27 protein-coding genes are annotated in these 23798 nt (G+C 28.2%); 18 read left to right on the top strand and 9 right to left on the bottom strand.

Annotation, left to right across the window (positions count from 1 at the left end):
- Nucleotides 1–16 precede the first annotated feature (16 nt).
- Nucleotides 17–1099, bottom strand: a complete 1083-nt coding sequence (locus CLV39_RS04890) for an Mrp/NBP35 family ATP-binding protein (protein ID WP_121923116.1) — start codon at nucleotides 1097–1099, stop codon at nucleotides 17–19.
- A 463-nt stretch (nucleotides 1100–1562) separates the two neighbouring features.
- Here CLV39_RS04890 and CLV39_RS04885 point away from each other — a divergent pair, with 463 nt between their 5' ends.
- The 11 genes from CLV39_RS04885 (at nucleotide 1563) to infB (ending at nucleotide 12053) form a co-directional block, all read left to right on the top strand.
- The gene (locus CLV39_RS04885; RefSeq protein WP_121923115.1) at nucleotides 1563–2672 is read left to right on the top strand and encodes a hypothetical protein; all 1110 of its coding nucleotides are present in this window, start codon (nucleotides 1563–1565) and stop codon (nucleotides 2670–2672) included.
- 15 nt (nucleotides 2673–2687) lie between these two features.
- A complete protein-coding gene (locus CLV39_RS04880) occupies nucleotides 2688–3575 on the top strand; it encodes a metal ABC transporter substrate-binding protein (RefSeq protein WP_121923114.1) in 888 nt (295 codons plus the stop codon).
- A complete protein-coding gene (locus tag CLV39_RS04875) occupies nucleotides 3568–4287 on the top strand; it encodes a metal ABC transporter permease (RefSeq protein ID WP_121923113.1) in 720 nt (239 codons plus the stop codon). Before CLV39_RS04880 ends, CLV39_RS04875 begins: the two co-directional genes overlap by 8 nt.
- Nucleotides 4288–4410: 123 nt before the next feature.
- Nucleotides 4411–5313 (top strand): 30S ribosomal protein S2, encoded by a 903-nt coding sequence (gene rpsB, locus CLV39_RS04870; RefSeq protein WP_121923112.1) that lies wholly within the window; start codon nucleotides 4411–4413, stop codon nucleotides 5311–5313.
- A 2-nt stretch (nucleotides 5314–5315) separates the two neighbouring features.
- Complete coding sequence (tsf, locus tag CLV39_RS04865; protein WP_121923111.1) at nucleotides 5316–5909, top strand: translation elongation factor Ts; 594 nt, start codon at nucleotides 5316–5318, stop codon at nucleotides 5907–5909.
- A 3-nt stretch (nucleotides 5910–5912) separates the two neighbouring features.
- A complete protein-coding gene (pyrH, locus tag CLV39_RS04860; RefSeq protein WP_121923110.1) occupies nucleotides 5913–6623 on the top strand; it encodes a UMP kinase in 711 nt (236 codons plus the stop codon).
- 66 nt (nucleotides 6624–6689) lie between these two features.
- Nucleotides 6690–7244, top strand: a complete 555-nt coding sequence (gene frr / locus CLV39_RS04855) for a ribosome recycling factor (RefSeq protein ID WP_121923109.1) — start codon at nucleotides 6690–6692, stop codon at nucleotides 7242–7244.
- A 58-nt stretch (nucleotides 7245–7302) separates the two neighbouring features.
- Nucleotides 7303–7755, top strand: coding sequence for a ribosome maturation factor RimP (locus CLV39_RS04850; protein ID WP_121923108.1), 453 nt, complete (start codon nucleotides 7303–7305; stop codon nucleotides 7753–7755).
- 13 nt (nucleotides 7756–7768) lie between these two features.
- Nucleotides 7769–8875, top strand: a complete 1107-nt coding sequence (gene nusA / locus CLV39_RS04845; protein ID WP_121923107.1) for a transcription termination factor NusA — start codon at nucleotides 7769–7771, stop codon at nucleotides 8873–8875.
- A 177-nt stretch (nucleotides 8876–9052) separates the two neighbouring features.
- A complete protein-coding gene (locus CLV39_RS04835; protein WP_121923106.1) occupies nucleotides 9053–9382 on the top strand; it encodes a ribosomal L7Ae/L30e/S12e/Gadd45 family protein in 330 nt (109 codons plus the stop codon).
- Nucleotides 9383–9395: 13 nt separating this feature from the next.
- Nucleotides 9396–12053 (top strand): translation initiation factor IF-2, encoded by a 2658-nt coding sequence (infB, locus tag CLV39_RS04830; protein WP_121923105.1) that lies wholly within the window; start codon nucleotides 9396–9398, stop codon nucleotides 12051–12053.
- 51 nt (nucleotides 12054–12104) lie between these two features.
- On the opposite strand, the gene cysS is transcribed toward infB, so the two are convergent.
- A complete protein-coding gene (cysS, locus tag CLV39_RS04825; protein WP_121923104.1) occupies nucleotides 12105–13574 on the bottom strand; it encodes a cysteine--tRNA ligase in 1470 nt (489 codons plus the stop codon).
- Between the two features lie 113 nt (nucleotides 13575–13687).
- On the opposite strand from cysS, the gene CLV39_RS04820 reads away from it, so the two are divergent.
- From CLV39_RS04820 to CLV39_RS04810, 4 genes are read left to right on the top strand one after another with little or no spacing between them, the layout of a single operon-like run.
- Complete coding sequence (locus CLV39_RS04820) at nucleotides 13688–14782, top strand: mechanosensitive ion channel family protein (protein WP_121923103.1); 1095 nt, start codon at nucleotides 13688–13690, stop codon at nucleotides 14780–14782.
- Entirely contained in the window at nucleotides 14779–15228 is a 450-nt protein-coding gene (locus CLV39_RS04815) for a type 1 glutamine amidotransferase (protein ID WP_211325058.1), read from the top strand. The genes CLV39_RS04820 and CLV39_RS04815 overlap by 4 nt, the downstream gene beginning before the upstream one ends.
- The gene (locus CLV39_RS08680; protein ID WP_211325056.1) at nucleotides 15177–15458 is read left to right on the top strand and encodes a type 1 glutamine amidotransferase family protein; all 282 of its coding nucleotides are present in this window, start codon (nucleotides 15177–15179) and stop codon (nucleotides 15456–15458) included. Before CLV39_RS04815 ends, CLV39_RS08680 begins: the two co-directional genes overlap by 52 nt.
- A gap of 13 nt (nucleotides 15459–15471) precedes the next feature.
- A complete protein-coding gene (locus CLV39_RS04810; protein ID WP_121923102.1) occupies nucleotides 15472–16728 on the top strand; it encodes an Nramp family divalent metal transporter in 1257 nt (418 codons plus the stop codon).
- A 71-nt stretch (nucleotides 16729–16799) separates the two neighbouring features.
- On the opposite strand, the gene CLV39_RS08730 is transcribed toward CLV39_RS04810, so the two are convergent.
- Nucleotides 16800–16928, bottom strand: coding sequence for a hypothetical protein (locus CLV39_RS08730; protein ID WP_245960310.1), 129 nt, complete (start codon nucleotides 16926–16928; stop codon nucleotides 16800–16802).
- A 365-nt stretch (nucleotides 16929–17293) separates the two neighbouring features.
- Between CLV39_RS08730 and CLV39_RS04800 the strand changes: the two genes are divergently transcribed.
- Complete coding sequence (locus CLV39_RS04800; RefSeq protein WP_121923101.1) at nucleotides 17294–17773, top strand: BCAM0308 family protein; 480 nt, start codon at nucleotides 17294–17296, stop codon at nucleotides 17771–17773.
- Entirely contained in the window at nucleotides 17774–18463 is a 690-nt protein-coding gene (gene radC, locus CLV39_RS04795; RefSeq protein ID WP_121923100.1) for a RadC family protein, read from the top strand.
- Here radC and CLV39_RS04790 read toward each other — a convergent pair.
- From CLV39_RS04790 to CLV39_RS04765, 6 genes are read right to left on the bottom strand one after another with little or no spacing between them, the layout of a single operon-like run.
- Entirely contained in the window at nucleotides 18435–19637 is a 1203-nt protein-coding gene (locus CLV39_RS04790) for a CinA family nicotinamide mononucleotide deamidase-related protein (RefSeq protein ID WP_121923099.1), read from the bottom strand. The genes radC and CLV39_RS04790 overlap by 29 nt on opposite strands.
- The gene (locus tag CLV39_RS04785; RefSeq protein ID WP_121923098.1) at nucleotides 19637–20059 is read right to left on the bottom strand and encodes a c-type cytochrome biogenesis protein CcmI/CycH; all 423 of its coding nucleotides are present in this window, start codon (nucleotides 20057–20059) and stop codon (nucleotides 19637–19639) included. Before CLV39_RS04785 ends, CLV39_RS04790 begins: the two co-directional genes overlap by 1 nt.
- Nucleotides 20059–21153, bottom strand: coding sequence for a site-2 protease family protein (locus tag CLV39_RS04780; RefSeq protein WP_121923097.1), 1095 nt, complete (start codon nucleotides 21151–21153; stop codon nucleotides 20059–20061). The genes CLV39_RS04785 and CLV39_RS04780 overlap by 1 nt, the downstream gene beginning before the upstream one ends.
- Nucleotides 21150–21638 (bottom strand): metal-binding protein, encoded by a 489-nt coding sequence (locus tag CLV39_RS04775; protein ID WP_121923096.1) that lies wholly within the window; start codon nucleotides 21636–21638, stop codon nucleotides 21150–21152. Before CLV39_RS04775 ends, CLV39_RS04780 begins: the two co-directional genes overlap by 4 nt.
- Nucleotides 21639–21647: 9 nt before the next feature.
- The gene (locus tag CLV39_RS04770; RefSeq protein ID WP_121923095.1) at nucleotides 21648–22436 is read right to left on the bottom strand and encodes an OmpA family protein; all 789 of its coding nucleotides are present in this window, start codon (nucleotides 22434–22436) and stop codon (nucleotides 21648–21650) included.
- Nucleotides 22433–22720: a hypothetical protein gene (locus CLV39_RS04765; protein WP_121923094.1), complete on the bottom strand. Its 288-nt coding sequence runs from the start codon at nucleotides 22718–22720 to the stop codon at nucleotides 22433–22435. The genes CLV39_RS04770 and CLV39_RS04765 overlap by 4 nt, the downstream gene beginning before the upstream one ends.
- 93 nt (nucleotides 22721–22813) lie before the next feature.
- Between CLV39_RS04765 and ftsY the strand changes: the two genes are divergently transcribed.
- Nucleotides 22814–23728: a signal recognition particle-docking protein FtsY gene (gene ftsY / locus CLV39_RS04760; protein WP_121923093.1), complete on the top strand. Its 915-nt coding sequence runs from the start codon at nucleotides 22814–22816 to the stop codon at nucleotides 23726–23728.
- Nucleotides 23729–23798 lie beyond the last annotated feature (70 nt).

Below are 23798 nucleotides of genomic sequence, written 5' to 3'. Positions count from 1 at the left end.
TTTTAATACCTCCTCTTTATTTACTTAATTCTTTAATTAAATTATCTGCAATTTGCATAAATGCTTTTGCTGAATTACTATCAGGTTTTGCTAAAACTATAGGCACTCCTAAGTCAGAAAATTCTGCAACCTTAGGTTCTATTGGTATTTTTCCTAAAAGTTTTGTTCCATATTGTTTTGCTATCTCTTCAGTTTTACTTTTGCCAAATATTTCATATATTTTATTATTATCTGGACAAACAAAATAACTCATATTTTCTACTATACCTAAAACAGGTATTTCTACTTCTTTAAACATCTGAATTCCTTTTTTAACATCTATTAAAGCAACATCTTGTGGAGTTGTGACAATTACTGCTCCATCAAGCTCTGCAGTTTGTCCAAGAGTAATCTGTACATCTCCTGTACCTGGTGGTAAATCTATTATTAAGAAATCTAATTCTTCATCTCCCCAATCTATCTCAAATAAAAACTGATTTAAAGCTTTAAATAAAACAGGTCCTCTCCATATTACAGGTGTATCTTCTGAAGGAAGTAAAAACCCTATTGACATTACTTTTATTCCATGGCTTTCTGGAGCTACTAAAACATCTCCTGTAGGTGTTTGTTTCCCAATAACTTGTTTATCTTTTGCTCCAAGCATTGTAGGCCCAGAAGGTCCATACATATCAGCATCAAGATATCCAACATTGTATCCTTTACTTTTTAATGCTGCTGCTAAATTTACAGCAACAGTTGATTTACCAACTCCACCTTTACCTGAAGCTACTGCTATAGCTTTTTTTACTTTTGGTATTCTTCTTCTATTTTCAAATGGATTTTCTTGTGGTGGAGGTGGTGGAGCTTGTGTTTGTTGTCTTTGAGCTGGTGGCTGATCTGTAAATTCTACATCTATCTTAGTTGCTCCTAATGGTTTTAAAGCTTCTTCTGCTTTCTTTCTCAAAAAATCATAATATTTTTCACTTGGTGAAAATAAAACTAAACTTACATCTGTTCCTTCTATTTTTATGTCTCTTAAAATATCTGCTAAAGAAAAACTAATGCCGATTTCTTCTAAAGTAGTTTTCTTTAGAGCATCAATTACTCCTTGTAATGCCATTAAAACCTCCAAAAAATATGTTATATTCTGTATTTTAATAATAGAATAAAGATTTTAAAATTTAAAGGTATGATAACTATCATTATGATATAATTGGTAAATTGAAAATTTTTCTCGGTAAATGAAAAAATATTGAAATACTTTAAAAAACTCTTCTTCCTAATATTATTTTCTTCTTCTGTTTTAATATCAGCTACACACCATCATGCTGATTTTAAACATCATTCTGATTGTCCTATCTGTTTTTTTCAATTTAATAATACATCTAATAGCCCTGACTTAAATCCTATTAAGATACATTTTCCAAAAGAAAAATCTATTAAATGTATTAAAAAACTAAAAAATTACCAAACAAAAATATCAATAAAAATAAAAGCCAGAAGTCCTCCTTTTTACATTTAAAAACTTTAAAAAATTTTTAATCTTTATCTTTTAATTTAAAAATTTAAAAGGAGGACTCTATATGAGAAAAATAATTACTGGTATTTTATTGTCATTCGGTATTACTTACGCTACTGAAAATAACTACAATTATTTTTCAAATCCTTTTGCTCAAACTCAATTTGTTCCAGATATATCTTTAATTGGTGATTTTTCTTATGTTAGTAGAAATGTTAAAAATGATACTTATAAAGAACTAACTATTCCAGGATTTATAGAAGAGCATCATTCAGAAGATGAACATTCTCATTATTTAAATGCTAATAGAGGATTTAATCTTAATTATGGTGAACTTGCAATACATTCAGCAGTTGATCCTTATTTTGATTTAATTGGTATTTTTCATCTTAGTCAAGAACATTTTGAGATTGAAGAGCTTTACTTTTTAACAAGGAATCTTCCTTATCATTTAAGAATCAAAGGTGGTAAATTTTTAAGTTCTATTGGAAGACTTAATAAACAACACCAACATGTATGGGATTTTACTGATGTCCCTTTAGTATATAAAGCTTTTTTTGGTGATGAAAAACTTAATGAAAAAGGAATCCAAATATCATGGATAGCCCCTACTAATTTTTATCTTTTATTAGGCAGTGAAATTTTACAAGGAGAAAATGAACAAAGTTTTGGTAAAGCAGATGGTAGTTTATACACAGGATTTATAAAATCATCTTATGATATTGGAAATCTAACTTTAATTGGAGGAATTTCTTATTTGTCAGGAAAAACAGAAAATGATACAGATAGTAAGATATATGGATTAGATTTTACAGCCAAATATCTACTTGATAGTTATAGATATATATCTTGGCAATCTGAGTATTTATATAGGGATTTAGAAGATTTAAATAAGAAACAAGGAGGATTTTACTCTCAGGTAGTTTATAGATTTAGTAGAAGATGGAGAACTGGTTTTAGATATGATCTTTTGAATAAAAATACTCAAAATAATCCTGAAGACTTAGATAGATATTCTTTTATGATTGATTTTACTCCATCAGAGTTTTCAAGATTAAGATTTCAATATAACTATGATAGAAGTAAATTTATAGGAAATAATCGTCAAGATATTAAAGAGTTTATTGTAGAACTTAACTTAGTTATTGGAGCTCACGGAGCTCATGAATTCTAAAAAGGAGGTATAAGAATGAAGAGATTAATAATTTTATTTATATTAGGACTTTCATTTATAGTAAATGCAAAACCTAAAGTGGTAACTACTTACCCTTATATAGAAAGCATTGTTAAAGAAATTGCAAAAGATAAAGTTAATGTTAATAGTTTATCTAATGGAAAATGGGATCCTCATTTTGTTCCAGCAAGACCTTCTTTAGTAGTAAAACTTAGAGATGCAGATTTATTAATAATAAATGGTGGTAGTCTTGAGATAGGTTGGCTTCCATCATTATTAAGAAAAGCAAATAATAGAAAAATTCTTCCAGGTACCAAAGGATTTTTAGATTTATCATCTTTGTTTGAACTTATCCAAAAACCAACAGCTGTATCAAGAGCCTTAGGAGATGTCCATCCTCAAGGAAATCCTCATTTTTATTTGGATCCTATAAAAATTCCTAAAATGGCAGATGCAATTACAGAAAGACTTTGTAGCATTGATGCTGATAACTGCCAGTTTTATATGGAAAATTTACAGAGATTTAAGCAAAAATGGAAAGAAAAACTTTCTTTATGGAATCAAAAAATGAAAAAATTAAAAAATACCAATGTATTTGAATACCATAGAATATTTGATTATTTCTTTTTAAGGTATGGAATAAATATTGCTGGTACTTTAGAACCTCTTCCAGGAATTCCTCCAACAACTTCTCATCTATTAGAGTTAATTAATATTGCAAAGACTAAGAAAATCTTATTTATAGCTTATGCTATTTATAATCCAAAGGATCCTGTAGAGTTTTTATATAAAAAAACTGGCGTAAAAGCTATTCTTTTACCAACAGATGTAAACTCTTTACCAGAAGTCAAAGATATATATTCTTTATTTGATGTAATAGTAATGAGGATTACAAATGATTGATATTTTACTACCCTCTTTTGTTTTAGTTTTAATTATTATTCTTATGCATACCTATCTTGGTATTGAAATAATAAAAAGGCAGATAATATTTACAGATATTGCTGTTGGGCAAATGGCAGCATTAGGGACTGCCATTTCCCTTGTTTTTTTTAATGAAAAATATCATTTTTTATTTTCAATTTTGTTTGCAGTACTAACAGCAATAATAATTGCATATGTAAGTAAGAAAAATAAATATGTAGAAGCTTTTATTGGTATATTTTATGCATTTGGATTTTCAAGTTTATTTATAGTTTTATCAAAATCCCCATCTGGAATGGAACATATAAAAGAACTTACTGCATCTGATATTCTTTATGTAGATTTTAAAGATGTATTTATAACTTTTTTCATATATCTTATCTTCTTAAGTATTTTATATTTTTCAAAAAACTATAAATATTACGAATTTATATATTTCCCTGTTTTTGCTTTAACAATTGTTCATTCTGTATCATTAGTTGGTGTATTAGTTGTATTTACTTTTTTAATTGTTCCAGCATTTATAGGATTCCTAGTAAAGAAAGAAAAAGCTTTTATTATAGGTATAGCATCTGGTTTTATACTTTCTGTTTTTGCCATTTATTTAGCAGTTAAATTTGATTTTCCTGTTGGATATACAATTACATCAGTATTATCATTTTTTGCAATTTTATTAGCAATAATAAAATAAAAACCAAAATAGTTTAAATATGATATAATAATTTAGATAAATTAAGCACGTTCCCGCTGCAAAAGGGTTGCCCTTTGTGGTCAATTGGGAACGGAAGAATAAACCCTTACAGGAGGATTTTTTATGGCTTTTGAAATTACTATGAGAGAGCTTTTAGAAGCAGGTGTCCATTTTGGACATCAAGTTAGAAGATGGAATCCTAAAATGGCTCCTTACATCTTCACAAAGAGAAATGGAATTCACATTATTGACCTTGCAAAGACTATTCCGCTTTTCAAAGTAGCATGGGAATATGTAAGAGATGAAGTTGCAAAAGGTGCTGATGTTCTTTTTGTTGGAACAAAAAAACAAGCTCAAGACATTATAGAAGAGCAAGCTCAAAGATGTGGAGCTTACTACATCAATCAAAGATGGCTTGGTGGTCTTTTAACTAACTTTCAAACAGTTAGAAAATCTATAGAAAAATTAAAAAGACTAGAAAGAATGGAAGCAGAAGGTGCTTTTGAGATTTTACCTAAAAAAGAAGTTGTAAAAATTAAAAAGAAAAAAGCTAAATTGGAAAAATTCCTTAAAGGAATTAAAGATATGGAAAAACTTCCAGATATTATTTATGTTGTTGATACTGTAAGAGAAGAGCTTGCAGTAAAAGAAGCTAAAAAATTAGGAATTCCAGTAGTTGCTATTGCAGATACAAACTGTGATCCTGACTATATTGACTATCCAATACCTGGTAATGATGATGCTATTAAAGCTATTAATTTAATAACTTCTAAAATAGCTGATGCAGTATTAGAAGGAAAAGCTTTAAGAGAAAAAGAGCTTGAAGCTGTTGAGACAGATAGTGTTGAAGCAGAACTTTTAAAGAAAGCTCAAGAAGAAGGAGTTGCAGAAGTAGGCCCTGCAGTTGAATCTGGTATAACAGGTGCAAATGATCCATCAAAAGAAAAAGTCCTTGAAGAAAATATAGATAAAGAAGTTAAAGAAAATTTACCTGAAGAAATAGAAGAAGCTAAGGAGGAACTTTAATAATGGCTGTAGATGCAAAATTAGTAAAAACTTTAAGAGATATGACTGGTGCAGGCTTTATGGAATGTAAAAAAGCCCTTGAAGAAACAGGTGGAGATTTAGAAAAAGCAGTAGAAGTTTTAAGAAAAAAAGGAGCTGCAAAAGCTGCTAAAAAAGCTGGGAGAGAAACAAAAGAAGGATTAATTCATTCATATATACATGCAGGTGGAAGAGTTGGTGTTTTACTTGAGTTAAACTGTGAAACAGATTTTGTTGCAAGAAATGAACTTTTCAAAGAACTTGCAAATGAATTGGCTCTTCAAATAGCAGCAATGAAACCAAAATGGGTAAAAAGAGAAGATGTACCAGAAGAAATAATTGCTAAAGAAGGAGAAATAGCAAGAGAAGCAGCTATAGCAGAAGGAAAACCTGAACATATAGCAGAAAAAATAGCAGAAGGAAAGCTAAACAAATTCTTCCAAGAAAACTGCTTATTAGAACAAAAATTCATAAAAGATGAAACAAAAACAATAGAAGATTTAATCAAAGAATATATAGCTAAAATAGGTGAAAATATTCAAGTAGGAAGATTTTGCAGATTTGAAATAGGAGAATAATAATTGTCTTTAAAATACAAAAGAATTCTTTTGAAACTTTCAGGAGAAGCATTGATGGGCAATTCCGATTTTGGAATTGACCCATCTTTTATTAAATATTTAGCAAAAGAGATTAAAGATGTTTATGAAGAAGGGGTAGAAATAGCTATAGTTATAGGTGGAGGAAATATTTTTAGAGGAAATCAGGGAGCTAAATTAGGACTTGATAGAGCTACTGCTGATTATATGGGAATGCTTGCTACAGTAATGAATGCTTTAGCTTTACAAGATGCTTTAGAAAAAGAAGATATGCCAACAAGAGTTATGTCTGCTATAGAAATGAGACAAATAGCAGAACCTTATATTAGAAGAAGAGCAATTAGACATTTAGAAAAAGCAAGGATTGTCATATTTGCAGCAGGTACAGGAAGTCCATTCTTTACAACTGATACAACAGGTGCTTTAAGAGCAGCAGAAATAAAAGCTGATGTTTTATTAAAAGCAACAAAAGTAGATGGTATCTATGATAAAGACCCTTCTAAATATTCAGATGCCAAAAAATTAGATGAGATCTCATATTTAGATGCAATAAACAAAAATCTAAAAGTAATGGATCATACTGCATTAACTTTATGTATGGAAAATAAACTCCCAATCATTGTATTCAATATAAAACAAAAAGGTAGTCTCAAAGATATAGTCTACGGTAAAAAGATCGGTTCAGTAGTCAAATAGCATCATCCATATTATAATTAAATTATCTTAAATTTACCTAAAATATAGTATAAATGGAGGTTAAATATGCTTCAGGATTTATTAAAAGATGCAGAAAATCGTATGAAAAAAACAGTTTTTAAGTATAAAGATGAACTTGCTGGTATTAGAACTGGTAGAGCTTCTACTGGAATTGTAGAAAATTTAGAAGTAGATTATTATGGTTCAAAAATGCCATTAAAGCAGTTAGCTACAATATCAACTCCCGAAGCAAATCAAATCTTAATTCAAACTTGGGATCAAAATGCAGTTAGTGCAATAGAAAAAGCAATTCAAGAAGCAAATATAGGAGCAAATCCACAAACTGAAGGAAATTTAATAAGAATTATTCTACCTCCAATGACAGAAGAAAGAAGAAAAGAGATAGTAAAACAGTTACATAAATTTGCTGAAGAATACAGAATAATATTAAGAAATATTAGGAGAGATATAAAAGAAGAGATAGAAAAGCTAAAAAAAGAAGGCTTTTCAGAAGATGAGGTAAAAAAAGCTCTGGATAATCTTCAAAAGATTACAGATAAATATGTAAAACAGATAAATGAATTAACAGAAGAAAAAGAGGAAGAGATTTTATCTTTATAAGCTTGAAAAATTTTATTAAATTTATAAATTTCCCTCAAAAAGTGAGGTGATTTTTTCAATGGATATTGTAGAAAAAGTAAAAGAATTTGTTTTTCCTATTTTAGAAGAAAGAGATTTAAAGCTTGTAGATGTAGAATTAACAAAAGGAAAAAGGCCTGTATTAAGAATATATATTTATAATCCTGAAGGTACAAGTATAGGTGATTGTGAGTTTGTTAGTAGAAGAATAGGAGCAATTTTAGATGTTGAAGACCTTATACCTTATTCTTATGAGCTTGAGGTTTCTTCACCTGGATTAAATAGAAAATTAAAAAATAAAGAAGAATATGAGATTTTTAAAGGTAAAGATATAAAAATAGTTACAACAGAGCCTTTAGAAGAAGGAAATAAAAATAAAGTATATAAAGGTAAACTGCTTGGTCTTGAGAATGAAAATGTAAAAATAGAAGAAGATGGAAAGATTAGAGAAATTCCTTATGAAAAAATTTCAAAAGCAAATCTTGAATTTTAAATAGGAGAAAGTTATGGCAGTAAAATTAAAGAATGTTATAGAAACTGTAGCTAAGGAAAAAAATGTTCCTGAAGATATTATAGAAAAAGCTTTAAAAGATGGAATAAAAATAGCAGTTAAAAAAGAGTATAAAATAAGAGGAAACAATGTAATTGTAGATTTTGATAAAGAAAATGATACTTTAAAAGTTTATATAAGAAAAAAAATTACTCCTTTTATTGAAGACCCAAGTAGAGAAATATCATTAACTGAAGCAAAAAAATATAAACCTGATGCAAAAATTGGAGATTATGTAGATATTCCTATTCCTCTTGAAGAAGTAGGAAGAATTGCTGTAACTGTAGCAAAAGATGTTATCTCAAAAAAAGTTTCACAAGTAGAAAGAGATATTATATATAAAGAATATAAAGATTTAGAAGGGAATATAATTAGTGGTATAGTTAGAAGATTTGAAAATGGAGATATTATAGTAGACCTTGGAAGAATAGAAGCTATATTACCTGAAGAAGAACAGATAAAAAAAGAACATTTTAAAGTTGGAGATAGAATTAGAGCATTAATACTAAAAGTAATAAAAGATAATAAGTATAAAATCTATGAAAAAGGAAAAGTAAAAAGGATTATAGAAGGTGAGCCGCCTTTAATTATTTTATCAAGGACCCATCCAGACTTTTTAAAAAGATTGCTTGAGATAGAAGTTCCTGAAATTCAAGAAAGGGATATAGAAATAAAAGCAGTAGCCAGAGAACCTGGAGAAAGAGCAAAAGTAGCAGTTTATTCTCCTGATAAAAATATAGATCCTGTTGGTGTTGTTGTAGGACTAAAAGGAAGTAGAATACAAAATGTTACAAATGAACTTTCAGGAGAAAAAATAGATGTAATTCAGTGGGAGCCTGATCCTGCAAAATTTGTAATAAGAGCTTTAGCACCTTCTCATCCAAAAAAATGGAGATTACTTGAAAAGGAAAAAAGAATAGAAGTAGCTGTTCCAAAAAATGAGTTATCACTTGCTATTGGTAAAGGTGGGATAAATGCAAAACTTGCACATAAATTAACAGGATGGCATATAGATATACTAAGTGAAGAAGATTTTGAAAGGTTACAAAAACTTGAAAAATAAGCCTATAAGAACATGTATTTTATGTAAAAAAAAAGCTTTAAAAATGAGCTTTTAAGATTTGTAAAAAAAAGTAAAGAGTTTGATTTTTTATATAAAAAAGGTGGTAGAGGATTTTATATCTGCCCTGAATGTTTTTTAAAAAAAGATAAAGCTTTAAAAAATTTAAATATAGATAAAATGAAAGTAAAAGAAGATATTTTAAAAAATATAAGAAGTTTAATTCAGATAGGCTGGAAAGGAAGATTGATAAAAATAGGATATGATGATACATTAAAGAGTTTAAAAAAAGGAGAAAAAGGATTTTTAATTATCGCAAAAGATATTTCAAAAAGAACAAAAAGAAACATATTATATAAATATGAAGGTGATTATTTTGAAATATTTACTAAAGAAGAACTTGGTAATATGATTGGAAAAAAAGAAGTTGGTATTATATTTATTCCAGAAAATAAATATGGTTTAAAATTAAAAGATTCGTTACAAAAGGCTTTACAGCTTTTAAATTAGGAGGTAGCAGTAATTGTCCAAAATAAAATTATCTGATTTAGCTAAGGAATTAAATGTAGATTGGAAAACTTTAGCAGAAGAAATAGAAAATATTACAGGTAAATCTATAAAAAAATCAAATGTAAAAATTGAAGAAGAGATAGCAGATATACTTAGAATGACATATGGACAAGAAGAAGAAATAGAAGAGGAAGTTGTAGAAGAAAAAGAAGAAGGTATAAAACTTTTTGACTTGACCCATCAATTAAATGTATCTTTTGAAGATATTGCAGAAGCTTTAAAGATGATAGATTTCAAAGGGGAAATTTCTAATTTCACTGTAATAGATAAAGCTACTGTTAAAAAAGTAAAAGAAGCTCTAAAAGAATTAGAAAGAAAGAGAGAAGAAGAAAGAAAAAAAGAAGAAGAGAAGAAAAAAAGAAAGAAAAAATTTATTGCACAAAAAATTGAAGAAAAAAAAGAAATTCAAGAAAGAGAAGAGAAAATTCAAGAGAAAAAAGAAGAAGTAAAAAAAGAAGTAAAAGAAGTTCAGGAAAAAGAAAAAAAAGAAAAACCAAAAATTGAAGAAAAAACTATAATAGAGGAAAAACTAAAGGAAAAAGAAGAAACTAAAGAAGAACAAAAAAAGAAAAAAGAAAAATTTGTAAAAGAAAAATCAAAAATTAAAGAAAAACCAGAAAAAGCTAAACATAAAGAAAAAGAGAAAAAAGAAGAAAAAGTTGAAGAAGTTGTTTCCAAAGAAAAAACAGAAGTAGGAAAAGAACTTACTAAAGAAGAAATACAAGAAAGAAAAAGAGAAAAAGAAGAACTTGAAGCCTTAAGAAAACTTATGGAAGTAAGTAATAAGAAAAAGAAAAGAAAGAAAAAGAAAAAGGAAGAAAAAGTTAAAAAGGAAGAAATAGAAGAAAAAGAAGAAGATTTAAAAATAGTAGAAATACCAGAACTTATAACTGTTAGAGAACTTGCAGATTTATTAGATTTACCAGTAAACACAATAATGGCAGATTTATTAAAAAAAGGTATATTAGCAACAGTAAATCAAACAATAGATCCAGAAATTGCAATGGAAATAGCAGAAGAACATGGATTTTTAGCTGAACTAAAATCTGAAGAAGAAGTGGTAGAAAGTAAAATAGAAACTCAATTAGAAGAAGAAGATAAAGAAAATTTAGTAGAAAGACCACCGGTAGTTGTTGTTATGGGTCACGTTGACCATGGAAAAACTACTCTTTTAGATACAATTAGAAAAACAGATGTTGCAGCAAGAGAAAAAGGCGGTATTACTCAACATATTGGTGCGTATAAAATAAAGCTTAAAAATGGAAAAGAAATTACATTTTTAGATACCCCAGGACATGAAGCATTTACAACATTAAGAGCAAGAGGTTCAAAAGTTGCTGATGTGGCAGTATTAGTGGTAGCTGCAGATGATGGTGTTAGACCGCAAACAGTTGAAGCTATAAATCATGCAAAAAGTGCAGAACTTCCAATAGTTGTAGCTATTAATAAAATAGATAAACCAGGTGCAGATCCAGAAAGAGTAAAAAGAGAACTTTCACAATATGAACTAATACCAGAAGAATGGGGTGGAGATACTATCATGGTTCCTGTTTCTGCTAAAACAGGACAAAACTTAGATGAATTGCTTGAAAATATACTTTTAGTTTCAGAAATATTAGATTTAAAAGCAAATCCTAATAAACCTGCAGTAGGAACTATAATTGAATCTAAATTAGATAAACAGAGAGGACCTGTTGCTACAGTATTAGTTCAAAATGGAACATTAAAAATAGGTGATTATTTTGTAGCAGGTATGACTTGGGGAAAAGTAAGAGCTATGTTTGATGAAAGAGGAAAAAATGTGAAAGAAGCTATGCCAGGAACGCCTGTAGAAATTTTAGGCTTTCAAGAAGTACCTCAATCTGGTGATGGATTTGTAGTTATGAAATCAGAGAAAGATGCAAGAACATTAGCAGAACAAAGAAAACAAAAATATGAAGAACAACTACTTGCCAAAAAAGCAAGACTTCGTCTTGAAGCTTTAGAAGGTGCAAAAGAAATAAATGTAATTATAAAAGCAGATGTTCAAGGATCTTTAGAAGCTATTAAGAAAACCTTAGAAGAACTTTCTGAAAAATTTGAAGATGTTTCTATAAATATAATTCATGCAGGGCTTGGTGGAATTACAGAAAGTGATGTAATGCTTGCTGCAGCTTCTGATGCAATAATAATAGGATTTAATGTTAGACCTGATGCAACTGCAAGAAATGCTGCAGAAGAAGAAGGGGTTCAGATAAAAACATATGGAATTATTTATGACATTATAGAAGATCTTGAAAAAGCTCTTAAAGGTATGTTAGAGCCAGAATACGAAGAAAAAGTTTTAGGCCTTTGTGATGTTAAAGCTATATTTAAAGTAAAAGGTGCAGGTACAGTAGCAGGTTGCTATGTTACAGATGGAGTAATAAAAAGAAATGCAAAAGCAAGACTTTTAAGACAAGGTGTTGTTATATATGACGGAGAGATAATATCATTAAAAAGATTTAAAGATGATGTAAAAGAAGTAGCAAAAGGCTTTGAATGTGGTTTAATGTTGAAAGATTTTAACGATATTAAACCTGGAGATGTTATAGAAGCTTACGAATTAGAAGAAATTCAAAGAGAAGGATAAACTAATAAGCTGGTATGGTTACTACATACCAGCATTTTAACAAAAATCTAACTATAATTCTTTTTTCCACTTTGTTCCAACAGGAGTGTCCTCAAGGATTATACCTTTTTCTTTTAAAGAATCTCTTATATAATCTGCAAGTTGGAAGTTTTTATCTTTTCTTGCTTTGTTTCTTATATCAATTAGAAGTTGAATAAGTTCTTCATCTATAAAAGATTTTTCTTTTTCTATATTTTTAATTTCTTCAACTTCAATACATGGTTTTAAACTATCAAAAAATCCAAAAATATCTCTTGCAATATTGTAAATAGTATCTGCTGCTTCTTTATAAGATTTTAGAGCTTTTGAAGAAATTCCACCTTCTTTTACTGCTTTATCTTTTAAAATATTCATTTCTCTTACAAGACCAAACAACGAAGCAAGAGCTTCTGGTGTATTAAAATCTTCACTCATTGCTCTATAAAAAGATTGCTCTGCTTTTGCTATATCCTCATATAAATCATCTTCAAAATCAGGATTTATTGGAAGTTTTTCAAGTATTTCATACTCTTCTATTGCATTTTTTAATCTTTCATAAGCTTTTTTTGTCTCTTCTAATTTTTCCCAAGAAAAATCAAGGGGACTTCTATAATGAACAGATAAAACTAAAAGTCTTAAAATATCTGGATGATATTTGCTGTAAATCTCTTTTAAAGTAATATAATTTCCTAAGGATTTAGACATTTTTTGACCATTAACAGTTACAAGACCATTATGTATCCAGTATTTTGCAAAAGGCTTTTCTGTTATTGCTTCTGCTTGAGCAAGCTCATTCTCATGATGAGGGAATGTTAAATCAAGTCCACCACCATGTATATCAATAGTTTCACCTAAATGTTTAAAAATCATGGCAGTACATTCTGTATGCCAACCTGGACGACCTTTTCCCCATGGACTATCCCAAGAAGGTTCCCCTGCTTTTGCTGCTTTCCATAAAGCAAAATCTAAAGGATCTTTTTTCTTATCTCCTGGCTCTACTCTTGCACCAGCTAAAAGCTCGTCAATACTTCTTTTGGATAATTTTCCATAATCTTTAAATTTTCTAACAGAAAAATATACATCTCCTTCTACTTCGTAAGCGTATCCTTTTTCTACCAATTTTTTTATTAAATCAATAATATCTGGAATATGAGTTGTAACTCTGGGTTCTATATCAGCAGGTTCAATTTTAAAGTTTTCTGCATCTTCAAAATAAGATTTTATATATCTATCTGAAATAACTGTAAAAGGAACACATTCATTTTTTGCTCTATTTATTATTTTGTCATCTACATCTGTAAAATTTCTTACAAATTTCACTTCATATCCTAAGTATCTTAAATATCTTCTTATCATATCAAAAACTATTAAACTTCTACCATGTCCTACATGATTTACATCATAAGTTGTAACACCACATACATAAATTCTTACTTTTCCTGGCTCTATAGGAACAAACTCTTCTTCTTTTCCTGTTAAAGTATTATGTATTATTAAGCTCATCTTTAAGACCTCTCTTTTTCAAAGATAGTATATATTATAACTTGCATTTTATTCTATGAGTAGGTATATGCTAAAATTTTGTTAAACTATAAAAAAAATAAAGAGGGTATAAAATGCAAGAAATAAAAGAACTCTTACAACATGTTATATTTGGAATTCCTTTGTACAAATGGGCTTTAGCTTTAACAATATTCTTTTTGTTTATTATATTAAGAAAAGTATTTTCTTTAACTATTGCAAAAACCTTTGAAAAAATAGTATCCAAAACAAAAACAGAAGTAGATGATAAAATTCTCAGCATAATTATTTCTCCTTTAAATTTTTTATTTATAATAATAGGCCTTTGGATAGCTCTAACTATTCTTAATATAAAAGCAGATATAGTTAGTCATCTAATAAAATCTTTATTCATTTTTGATATTTTCTGGATTTTCTATAATTTAGTAAATGTTTTTTCCCCTGAAGTTTATAAATTTACCGAAAAATTTGGTAAAGATTTATCTAAGGAAATAGCTTCTTTAATAATTAAATTATCAAAACTTTTTGTTATTATCCTTGGTATAGTTGCTATTTTGCAAGAATGGGGAATAAATGTAAGTACCTTAATAGCTTCTCTTGGTATTGGTGGTCTTGCAGTAGCTTTAGCAGCAAAAGACACTTTAGCAAACTTTTTTGGTGGTCTTTCAATTTTGGCAGACAAATCTATGAAAATAGGAGATTGGGTTCAGATTGGAGATATTGAAGGTATTGTAGAAGATATAGGAATAAGAACAACTAAAATCAGAACTTTTGATAAAGGTTTAGTTACTGTTCCTAATAATTATATAGCTACAAACTCTGTAATAAATTTTTCAAGGAGAAATGTTAGAAGGGTTAAAATGTATATAGGAGTAGTTTATTCTACTTCAAGTGAAACTTTAAATAAAATTGTAAATGATATAAGAGATTTAATTAACAATCATCCAGAAGTTGCTAAAGATCAAACTATAGCTATCTATTTTGATAGATTTGGGGATAGTTCTCTTGATATTTTTATTTATTTTTATACAAATACTGCACAATGGCTTGAGTACCTTAGAATAAAAGAGGAGATCCAGTTTAAAATTATGGAAATAGTAGAAAAAAATGGCTCATCTTTCGCATTTCCAAGTAGATCTATTTATTTTGAGAATGAGGCTACTTTTAAAATAAAAAGTGAGGAAAAATGAGAATCCATTATTTCCAACATGTACCATTTGAAACCCCTGCAAATATTGAAAATTGGGCTAAAGAAAAAGGACATTTATTTAAGGGAACCTATTTGTATAAAAATCAACCTTTCCCTGATTTTTCTTCTTTTGATATGCTTGTGATTATGGGTGGCCCTATGAGTGTTTCTGATGAAAATAAATATCCATTTTTAAAAAGAGAAAAAATTTTTATTGAAAATGCTATAAAGTTAAATAAAAAAGTAGTTGGTATATGTCTTGGTGCTCAATTGATAGCAGAAGTACTTGGTTCTAAAGTTTATAAAAATAAGGAAAAAGAGATTGGTTGGTATCCTGTTTATCTAACAGATGAAGGTAAAAAATCTAATATATTTAAAGATTTACTGCAGAATTTATGCCTTTCCATTGGCATGGAGATACTTTTGACATTCCAAATGGAGCTATAAGAACTGCTTATAATGAAGCAACATCAAATCAGGCATTTGAGTTTAATAATGGAAAAGTTGTAGCTTTACAATTTCATTTAGAAGTAAATGAAAAAGCAGTTGAAAATCTAATTAAAAACTCTAATGAAGAACTTACACAAACTCCAGAAGAAATGCTTTCAAAAAAAGATTACTTCACAGTAATTAAATATCAACTTTATTCTGTACTGAATAATTTAGAAAAAATCTAAAGGATAAAAAACTTTGAATTATTCTTCTTTTAAAGAAAAAGTAAAAAAAGATATAGAAAAAAATAGAGAAAGAATAAAAAAGTTAGGTCCCGGAATTATAACAGGAAGTGCTGGCGATGACCCTGCTGGAATAGTAACTTATATGGTTGTTGGAGCTACTACAGGTTTAACTCAGTTATGGCTTATGCTTTTATCTACTCCGATGTTAATAGCTGTCCAAAGCACAATAACAAAAATAGCTTTAGTTAGTGGAAAAAGTCTTCCTGAACTTACAACTGCTTTTTATTCTAAAAAATTGACTATATTTATGATTTTAATTTTAGCAGTTGCTAATATTTTAACTATTGCAGCAGATTTAGAAGCTTTAGCTTCAATCTTTGGAATAATTACAAATAAAAAACCTATTTATTTTCTAATACCTATTACAGCAATTATTGCTTACTTGGTTATATACCATTCTTATAAAGTTGTAAAAAAAGTATTAATAATACTTAGCTTATCTTTAAGTGTATATATAATAAATGTTTTTTTAGCTAAACCAGATATTAGTTTAATCTTAAAAAATACTTTTATTCCTCATATAAATATAGATACTGCTTGGATAATTGCTGCTTTAGGATTGCTTGGAACTACTATATCTCCTTATATGTTATTTTGGCAGGCATCTGAAGAAAAAGAAGAAAAAAATACAGTTGTTCAAGCAAAAATTGCCCAATTAGATACTGTAATAGGGATGATTTACTCAAATATTTTAGCCTATTGCATAATAATAAGTGGTGCTATTGTTTTATATGGTACAAAAGAAAATATACAAACAATGACCCAATTGGCACAAGTTTTAGAGCCTGTAAGTAATCATTATGCTTTTATGCTTTTTTCTATTGGAGTAATTGTAGCTGGATTTTTGGCAATACCTGTACTTGCAGGTTCAACAGCATATGCTATAGCTGATGCTTTTAGATGGCGGGCTGGAATGGAAAATAAAGTAAGTGATGCAAAAGGATTTTATTTAGTATTCTTAGGTTCTTTAATTCTTGGTGATATTATTGATGTTTCTCCAATATCAGTTGTAGATGCTCTTTATTATTCTCAGGTTTTAGATGGAATATTAATGCCATTTTTATTAGCTATTATTTTTGTCTTAGCAAATAATAAAACAATTATGGGAGATTTTAAAAATGGTAGATTTAATAATATGTTTTTAATTATTACTTTCCTAATTACATTATTTTTAACTGTTTATGCTATTTATCAATTGCTTATACAATAATTAGCTTTCTTTGACATTCCATTCAAGTAGCTTTTCTAAATACTTTTTTAGTTCCATAATCGTTAAGAATTTTATAAAACAAAATCTATATTGTAAATCTTTCCATCTCTTTCTATTACTATATCTTCTCTTTTTATACCAAGCAGTTCTGAAGAACGAAGTCCTGTAGTTAGAAATAGTTTAACTATTACTCTATCCATAAGATAATCTGTTTTTTCTATTAATCTCTTTACTTCTTCATATGTAAGTGAAGATGGTATTTTGTTATTTATTTTAGGTCTATGAGATTTAGTTATTGGTGATGAAGAGATTAAGTCAAGGTCTATTAAGTACTGAAAAAAAAAGAGTTTAAAGATGCAAGTTTCCTTGCTATTGTTGAAGATTTTAATTTTTTAGGTTTTCTTTTGAATTTAAGAAATTTTAACATAAAAATGTTTAAAATTTACAATAAGATTTTAAGAATTAAGTTAAATAAAAATGCAAAATTAAGCTATTTACTTTACTTTAATAATTTTGAGCATTATATTATTAAAGCAACAAAAAAATAAAAAATGGAGGATCTAAAATGCCAAACAGAAAAGATAGATTATTAAAAGAGTATATTCATGATCCATATTTCACAAAAGAAAAATACCCAGATCCATCAATCTGTAAAGTTTGTGGAGTAGTTTTCCATGATGGTATTTTTGAATGGATGGAAAAACCACCAGCAGAAGCTAAAAAGGAAATAGTATGCCCTGCTTGTAGAAGAATTCAGGAAAAATATGAAGGTGGAATTGTTGAATTTTCAGGAAAATTTTTACAAGAACATATAGAAGAAATATCACATCTTATAAGAAATGTCGCACAAGAAGAAATGAAATACAGACCTCTTGAAAGAATAATAGAGATAAAAGAAGAAGATGGAAAGCTTATCATTACTACAACTTATGAACATCTTGCAAGAAGAATAGGAGAAGCAGTACATAAAGCTTACAAAGGAGATTTAAAATTACAATATCCTGAAGGATGGAAATATATAAGAGTTTATTGGCATAGAGATTAAATGAAATTTGAAAAATATATCTATAAAAGAAAGATAAAAGATTTACCTGAAGACCTTTTACCAAGGGAAAAGGCTTTAAAATATGGAATAAGCTCACTTTCTGAAAGTGAGCTTTTAGCCCTTTCCTTAGGTTCTGGTACAAAAGGTTTAAATGTAATTGGTCTTGCAGACAAGATTATAAAAAAGTTTGGTTTTAAAAATCTAAAAAATATAAAACTGGAAGATTTATTAAAAATAAAAGGTATAGGTAAAGCTAAAGCTCTTCAAATTCTTTCAATTATAGAACTTTCCAACAGATTATCTGAAAATGAAGAAAAAATAGAATTATCAAATCCTGAAAGTGTTTATGAGCTTGTAAAAGATTTAAAAAATGAAAGACAGGAAAAGCTTATTGCAATTTATACAAACACCTTAAATCAGCTTCTTGCAAAAGAAACTATTGCAATAGGTTCTTTAAATAGATTAAATGCAAAGCCAAGAGATATATTTTTTTATGCAATAAAAAGTAATGCTTATGGAATAATTCTTGTTCATAATCATCCAGAAGGAGATAGTAGTCCAAGTGATGAGGATATTACTTTCACAGAAAATATTAAAGATTTATCAATAAAAATGGGATTTGAGCTTTTAGATCATTTAATAATATCTAAAAAAGGATATTTTAGTTTTGCTTTAGAAGGTATAATCTAAGCATATTTAAGGCATGTTGAGATACTCTAAGTCTAATATCATTCCTTTCTCCACTAAATATTACTTTTTCAACTATTGTTTCAGAAGGAGTTGCCATTCCAATATAGTGAAGTCCAACAGGTTTTTCTTTTGTACCACCTGTAGGCCCTGCTATTCCTGTATCGCTTAATGCAAAATCTGTATTTAAAAGCTTTTTAACTCCTTCAGCCATCTGTCTTCCTACTGGCTCACTTACAGCCCCAAGCTTTTCAAGGTCTTCTTTATTTACTTTTAAGATATTTTCTTTTACTTCATTAGCATAAGATACTACAGAGCCTTTAAAGTAAGCAGAAGAACCAGGAACATTTACTATTCTCGTAGCAATCATTCCACCTGTTGAAGATTCTGCAGTTGAGATTGTATATCCTTTTTCTTTTAAAAGTTTCCCAACTACTTCTTCCATCTCTATTTCATCTTCAGCGTATATTAAATTCCCAAGTCTTTCTCTTAATACTGCTACTTTATTTTCTAAAAACTCTTTTGCGTTATCATAAATAAAAAGATCAACTCCCTTAGGAGAGGCATTTATTATTTTTTTGTCTATATCTTTTGTTAATTCATCTATCTTAATCTCAGATTTTCCATATGTTCTAAATAGATAGACAAATCCTTTATCTTCTTTTAATCCTAAATAATCAAAAGCTATTTTTAACATTGCTTTCATTTCAGAAGGTACACCAGGAAGAGCTACTATAGCCTTTTGAACATCATCTAAAACCTTTATAAATCCAAGAGCTTTTCCAATTGGATTTTCTATAGGTTTTGCATTGTATGGAAGTTTAGCCATCTTTTTTCTTTCTTCTGTAAAATCTAAACCTGCTTTCTTATAATCTTCTTTAAGTTTTTTTAGCCAATCTTCATTAAATATTAAAGGAACTCCAATAGCTTCTGATATTGCCTCTCTTGTTAAATCATCAGAAGTAGCACCAAGTCCACCAGATGTAAATACTATATCTGCTTTATCCAGAGCTATTTTTAAAAAGGTTTGAATATTATAAATATCATCTGAGGTTGTTATTATTGCTTCAATATCTATACCTTTTTGAAACAATTTTTTTGCAATAAAAAGAGAGTTTTTATCTTGCTTTAAACCTTTAGTAAATTCTGAACCTATTATTAATATTATTGCTTTCATTATTTTCTTACCTGATTAATTAATAGTCTTATTCCTTTATCTCCTGCTCTTATAACCATTGCAGGACTTTCACAATCTCCTTTTTGAGGCATAGGACTTCCTGATTTTGAGATTCTTGCCATTAATATAAGCTCTCCTTCAAACTCATTCATTCTTTGAGGCATTAAAACATCTGCAGGAGACATAGAAAACTTATATGGAAAATCTGGATTTATTACCTTTTTTACTGCAAGTGGTTGAGGGGATGCTCCTTTTCTTATTATTATAAATAATACACCTTTACACTGATTTTGTATTTTAGGATCTATATCTACTTCTCCTTCAGTTTTATATTTATCTATAAGATAAGCTTCTGGAGGTAGTTCTTGACAAGAAAAAATAAATATTCCTAATACAAAAATTCCTAATAATCTTTTTATCATCATTGCTCCTTATTTTCTATAGATTGAATAATATAATCAATACTATCTTTTCTTATTATACCAAGTAATGTATTTTTATATATAACTGGAAGTTCATCAACTTGACATTTATTCATAAGTTTATAAGCTTGAAACAGGTTATCATAAGGAGAAACCTTACATTTTATATCTTCCATATATTTTTCAATACTATCTTCAATAGAAACACCTTTTAAAGATGGAACATATACATAATAAAATTTTCCATCATTGCCAATTACTGGATAATATTTAACTTTGTAGAATGGATAATAATAAGAAATAAGTTCTTCTATCTTATCAGAAAAAAGAAGTGGCTTAACATGAGTAATAAATTGCTCTACTTTATATTTAGATAAATAATAGGAAATTTTTGCTTCTTCATAAGAAACTTTTGAAATTTGACGTAGGAAAAAACCTAAAAATCCCATCCATAAAGCAGATAAAAATGCTCCTTGTATAAGATAAAGGAATCCAAAAAACACTAAGAAATAAGCAAAATAGGTTCCTAAATTTGATGTTATTTTGGTAGCAGTAAGATAATCTTTTTTACTCCATAAAAATGCTCTAAGTATTCTTCCTCCGTCTAAAGGAAAAGCAGGAACAAGATTAAAAAATGCAATTATAAAGTTTACATAAAAAAGATAGTTTATTATTCCATTTAGTATATCATCTACAGGATAAAGTAATGCAAGTATCAAAAAGAATAATCCTAATATAAAGCTTGTAATTGGTCCTGCTATTGCTATTAAAAATTCTTCCTTAGGAGATTTAGCCTCTCCTTCTATCATTGCTACACCACCAAAAATAAAAAGGTTTATCTCTTTAACACTTATTCCAAAATGCATAGCAACCAATGAATGTCCAAGTTCATGAAGAAGAACACAAATAAAAAGTAAAACTGCAGATATGGTTCCTGCAATCCAGTATATTATTGGATTATGTCCAGGATAAATCTGAGGATAAAATCCTTCTGCTAAGGTTAAGCTAATAAGAAAAAATACAATAAACCAACTAAAATCAAGATTTATCTGAATTCCAAAAGCTCTAAATAAAGGTATAGGATAAAATTTCATCTAATAATCCTCAATTTTTTCAATGATGAATAAATTATATCAACAACAATATGAACAAACTCTGCTATTACAAGGCCAAAGAAGAATGAAATAGTATGAATATTTAATAATAAAGCTTTTATTTCATTTTCACCTTTTATAACAAATGGCAATTTAATATTAAAATAATTTGCAGTCCAATAAATAATAAAGTATAAAAATAAAAATATAGCAAATAGATATGCAATTTTTATAGTAGAACCATAAAAAGGAATATGAGATATTCCTCTATGTTTGGAAAATTTAGTATATGGTTTCCATATAAACTTAAAAAATTTCCATCTTTGTACAGGTTTTGAGTGATAAATATCAATATCAGGTGTTAAAAGAAAAGTGCCAACTAAATAACCACCAACAAAAAAAGAAAAATCATAAGGAGAGAAATAATAAACAATAGGTGGTAGAGCTACTAAATTTATTATCTCATGAGTTCTTCCTGAAGCCACAAATTCTCCTCATTTTGTTTCCATTACAAAAAATTCTGCTCTTCTATTTGTAAATCTATTTAGATTAGTTTTGTTATCAAATAAGTAATCTTCTTTACCTTTACCTACTATTTCAATTCTTTTTGGATCTATTCCCATTTTAATAAGATAATTTTTAACAGCTTTAGCTCTTTCAAGGGCTAATTTATCATTATATTTTTTTGAACCTATATTATCTGTATAACCTATAATCTTTACTTTTAAATTTTTATGAGTTTTTAAATATCTTGAAATTACATTAAGATATGGTAAATACTCTTTCTTAATATTTGCACTATCAAACTCAAAATGGATTCTTGCATTTAGTTTCAAAGGTTCAAACTCTTTCTTTTTAACCTCTTTTTTCTTAATAGGTTTTTCTTTCTTTACTATCTTAACTTTTTTATCTGATACATAAGGATTTGTACCTTGAGCTATTTCTTTATAGCAAGGAATACCATCATTATCTACATCACTAAGTACTCCTTTTTTTACACGTTCTAAATACATAAAAGCTTCATTTTTATAAATGAATTTATCTGTTGGTGAAAGTTTAACTAATCTAAATTTGCCATTTTTTCTAACTTTAAAACCTTCTAATGTCTCTATATAACTTTCTGCAATTGCAAAATCTTTTGGAGCACATTCTTTAGCATGCATATTACGAAGTTCATTTAAAGATTGTTTTAAATATTGTAAAGAAATAGATGCTTGAGAGGCAGTAGCTATTGAAAAAATAGACAATAATATTAATATATTTTTAGATTTATTAAATCTCATTTTTCCCCTCCAGCATATGATTTAGAAATAGCTCTTAAAGACCATTCTATAGATTTTAAAGCTGCAGCTTTTCCTGCATCTAAATGTAGTTTTGAAGTTTGCTCTTTTGCTATATTATAAAAAGTTTCTGCTTTGTAATACTCATAAGGGGCTTTTATATTACTATTTGCTTCAAAAGCTTCTTTTATAGATTTTTGTGCTTCGTCTAAAAGCTCTGTTACTGTCTGTCCATAAGAGATATTAAACACAAATAAACAACTTAATATTAAAGTGAAGAGTTTCATATTTTCCTCCTAATTCCAATATATAGGTAAATTTTCGTCAGTTATTATTTTATAATAAATATTAAACTTAATTTTTACAATAGAGGTAATTTAATGTTTAAATCTATGTTTGAAAGAATAAAAAAAGGTTTGGAAAAAACTAAAAATCAGATTTCTGAAAGCTTATATGCTATATCTTTTGGTAAAAAAATAGATGAAAGTTTATTTGAAGAAATAGAGTTTGCTTTATTGAAAGCAGATGTAGGAATAGATGCAACAGAAGAGATTGTTGAGTTTTTAAGAAAAGAAAGTAAAAAAAGAAAAATAACTGAAGGAGAGCAGTTAAAAGAGCTTTTAAAAGAAAAGTTAATAGATATTCTTACTCCGTGTAGTGGACAGTTAAATTTATTAGGAGAAAAACCAGATGTAATTCTTTTTCTTGGAATAAATGGAAGTGGAAAAACAACAACAGTTGGAAAACTTGCAGCCCTTTTAAAAAATGAAGGAAAATCAGTAGTTTTAGCAGCAGCAGATACATTTAGGGCAGCAGCTATAGATCAACTTGAGGTTTGGGCTAATAGGGTTGGAGCAAGAATTGTAAAACATCAACCGGGAGCAGACCCTGCAGCTGTTGTTTTTGATGCAGTAAATTCTGCAAAAAGTAGAGGAGATGATATTGTTTTAGTTGATACTGCAGGAAGACTTCATACTAAAGAGCATTTAATGAAAGAACTTCAAAAAATAAAAAGAACAATACAAAAATTTTCTCCAAATCAACCTTGTGAAACATTACTTGTTTTAGATGGAACTATTGGGCAAAACTCTATAAAGCAAGCTCAAGTATTTAAAGAATCTACAGATGTTTCAGGTATTGTTATTACAAAACTTGATGGAACTGCAAAAGGTGGAGCTTTAATTCCTATCTGTCAAAAATTACAAATTCCTATTAAGTTTATAGGTGTAGGTGAAGATATAGAAGATCTACAACCATTTGATCCAAAATCTTTTGTGGAAGCTATTATAGGTTAATGTGAAATTTAACAATTGAATTAAATTTTTAAATCAATTAAATTTTTATCTCTAACTAAACGATAAGTTA

The sequence above is a fragment of the Hydrogenothermus marinus genome (assembly GCF_003688665.1).
Lineage (GTDB): Bacteria > Aquificota > Aquificia > Aquificales > Hydrogenothermaceae > Hydrogenothermus > Hydrogenothermus marinus.
This window is presented reverse-complemented; position numbering and strand designations above follow the sequence as displayed.

Bases quoted from the DNA above. Each gene is read 5' to 3' on its own strand.
- CLV39_RS04815 (WP_211325058.1), top strand. From the start codon at position 14,779: ATGAGAATCCATTATTTCCAACATGTACCATTTGAAACCCCTGCAAAT.
- radC (WP_121923100.1), top strand. From the start codon at position 17,774: ATGAAATTTGAAAAATATATCTATAAAAGAAAGATAAAAGATTTACCT.
- CLV39_RS04875 (WP_121923113.1), top strand. From the start codon at position 3,568: ATGATTGATATTTTACTACCCTCTTTTGTTTTAGTTTTAATTATTATT.
- CLV39_RS08680 (WP_211325056.1), top strand. From the start codon at position 15,177: ATGCCTTTCCATTGGCATGGAGATACTTTTGACATTCCAAATGGAGCT.
- nusA (WP_121923107.1), top strand. From the start codon at position 7,769: ATGGCAGTAAAATTAAAGAATGTTATAGAAACTGTAGCTAAGGAAAAA.
- CLV39_RS04785 (WP_121923098.1), bottom strand. From the start codon at position 20,059: ATGATAAAAAGATTATTAGGAATTTTTGTATTAGGAATATTTATTTTT.
- CLV39_RS04800 (WP_121923101.1), top strand. From the start codon at position 17,294: ATGCCAAACAGAAAAGATAGATTATTAAAAGAGTATATTCATGATCCA.
- tsf (WP_121923111.1), top strand. From the start codon at position 5,316: ATGGCTGTAGATGCAAAATTAGTAAAAACTTTAAGAGATATGACTGGT.
- CLV39_RS04835 (WP_121923106.1), top strand. From the start codon at position 9,053: ATGAAAGTAAAAGAAGATATTTTAAAAAATATAAGAAGTTTAATTCAG.
- CLV39_RS04890 (WP_121923116.1), bottom strand. From the start codon at position 1,099: ATGGCATTACAAGGAGTAATTGATGCTCTAAAGAAAACTACTTTAGAA.
- CLV39_RS04790 (WP_121923099.1), bottom strand. From the start codon at position 19,637: ATGAAAGCAATAATATTAATAATAGGTTCAGAATTTACTAAAGGTTTA.
- CLV39_RS04885 (WP_121923115.1), top strand. From the start codon at position 1,563: ATGAGAAAAATAATTACTGGTATTTTATTGTCATTCGGTATTACTTAC.
- CLV39_RS04880 (WP_121923114.1), top strand. From the start codon at position 2,688: ATGAAGAGATTAATAATTTTATTTATATTAGGACTTTCATTTATAGTA.
- ftsY (WP_121923093.1), top strand. From the start codon at position 22,814: ATGTTTAAATCTATGTTTGAAAGAATAAAAAAAGGTTTGGAAAAAACT.
- CLV39_RS04820 (WP_121923103.1), top strand. From the start codon at position 13,688: ATGCAAGAAATAAAAGAACTCTTACAACATGTTATATTTGGAATTCCT.
- CLV39_RS08730 (WP_245960310.1), bottom strand. From the start codon at position 16,928: ATGGATAGAGTAATAGTTAAACTATTTCTAACTACAGGACTTCGTTCT.
- cysS (WP_121923104.1), bottom strand. From the start codon at position 13,574: ATGAGCTTAATAATACATAATACTTTAACAGGAAAAGAAGAAGAGTTT.
- CLV39_RS04850 (WP_121923108.1), top strand. From the start codon at position 7,303: ATGGATATTGTAGAAAAAGTAAAAGAATTTGTTTTTCCTATTTTAGAA.
- CLV39_RS04770 (WP_121923095.1), bottom strand. From the start codon at position 22,436: ATGAGATTTAATAAATCTAAAAATATATTAATATTATTGTCTATTTTT.
- CLV39_RS04765 (WP_121923094.1), bottom strand. From the start codon at position 22,720: ATGAAACTCTTCACTTTAATATTAAGTTGTTTATTTGTGTTTAATATC.
- frr (WP_121923109.1), top strand. From the start codon at position 6,690: ATGCTTCAGGATTTATTAAAAGATGCAGAAAATCGTATGAAAAAAACA.
- CLV39_RS04780 (WP_121923097.1), bottom strand. From the start codon at position 21,153: ATGAAATTTTATCCTATACCTTTATTTAGAGCTTTTGGAATTCAGATA.
- rpsB (WP_121923112.1), top strand. From the start codon at position 4,411: ATGGCTTTTGAAATTACTATGAGAGAGCTTTTAGAAGCAGGTGTCCAT.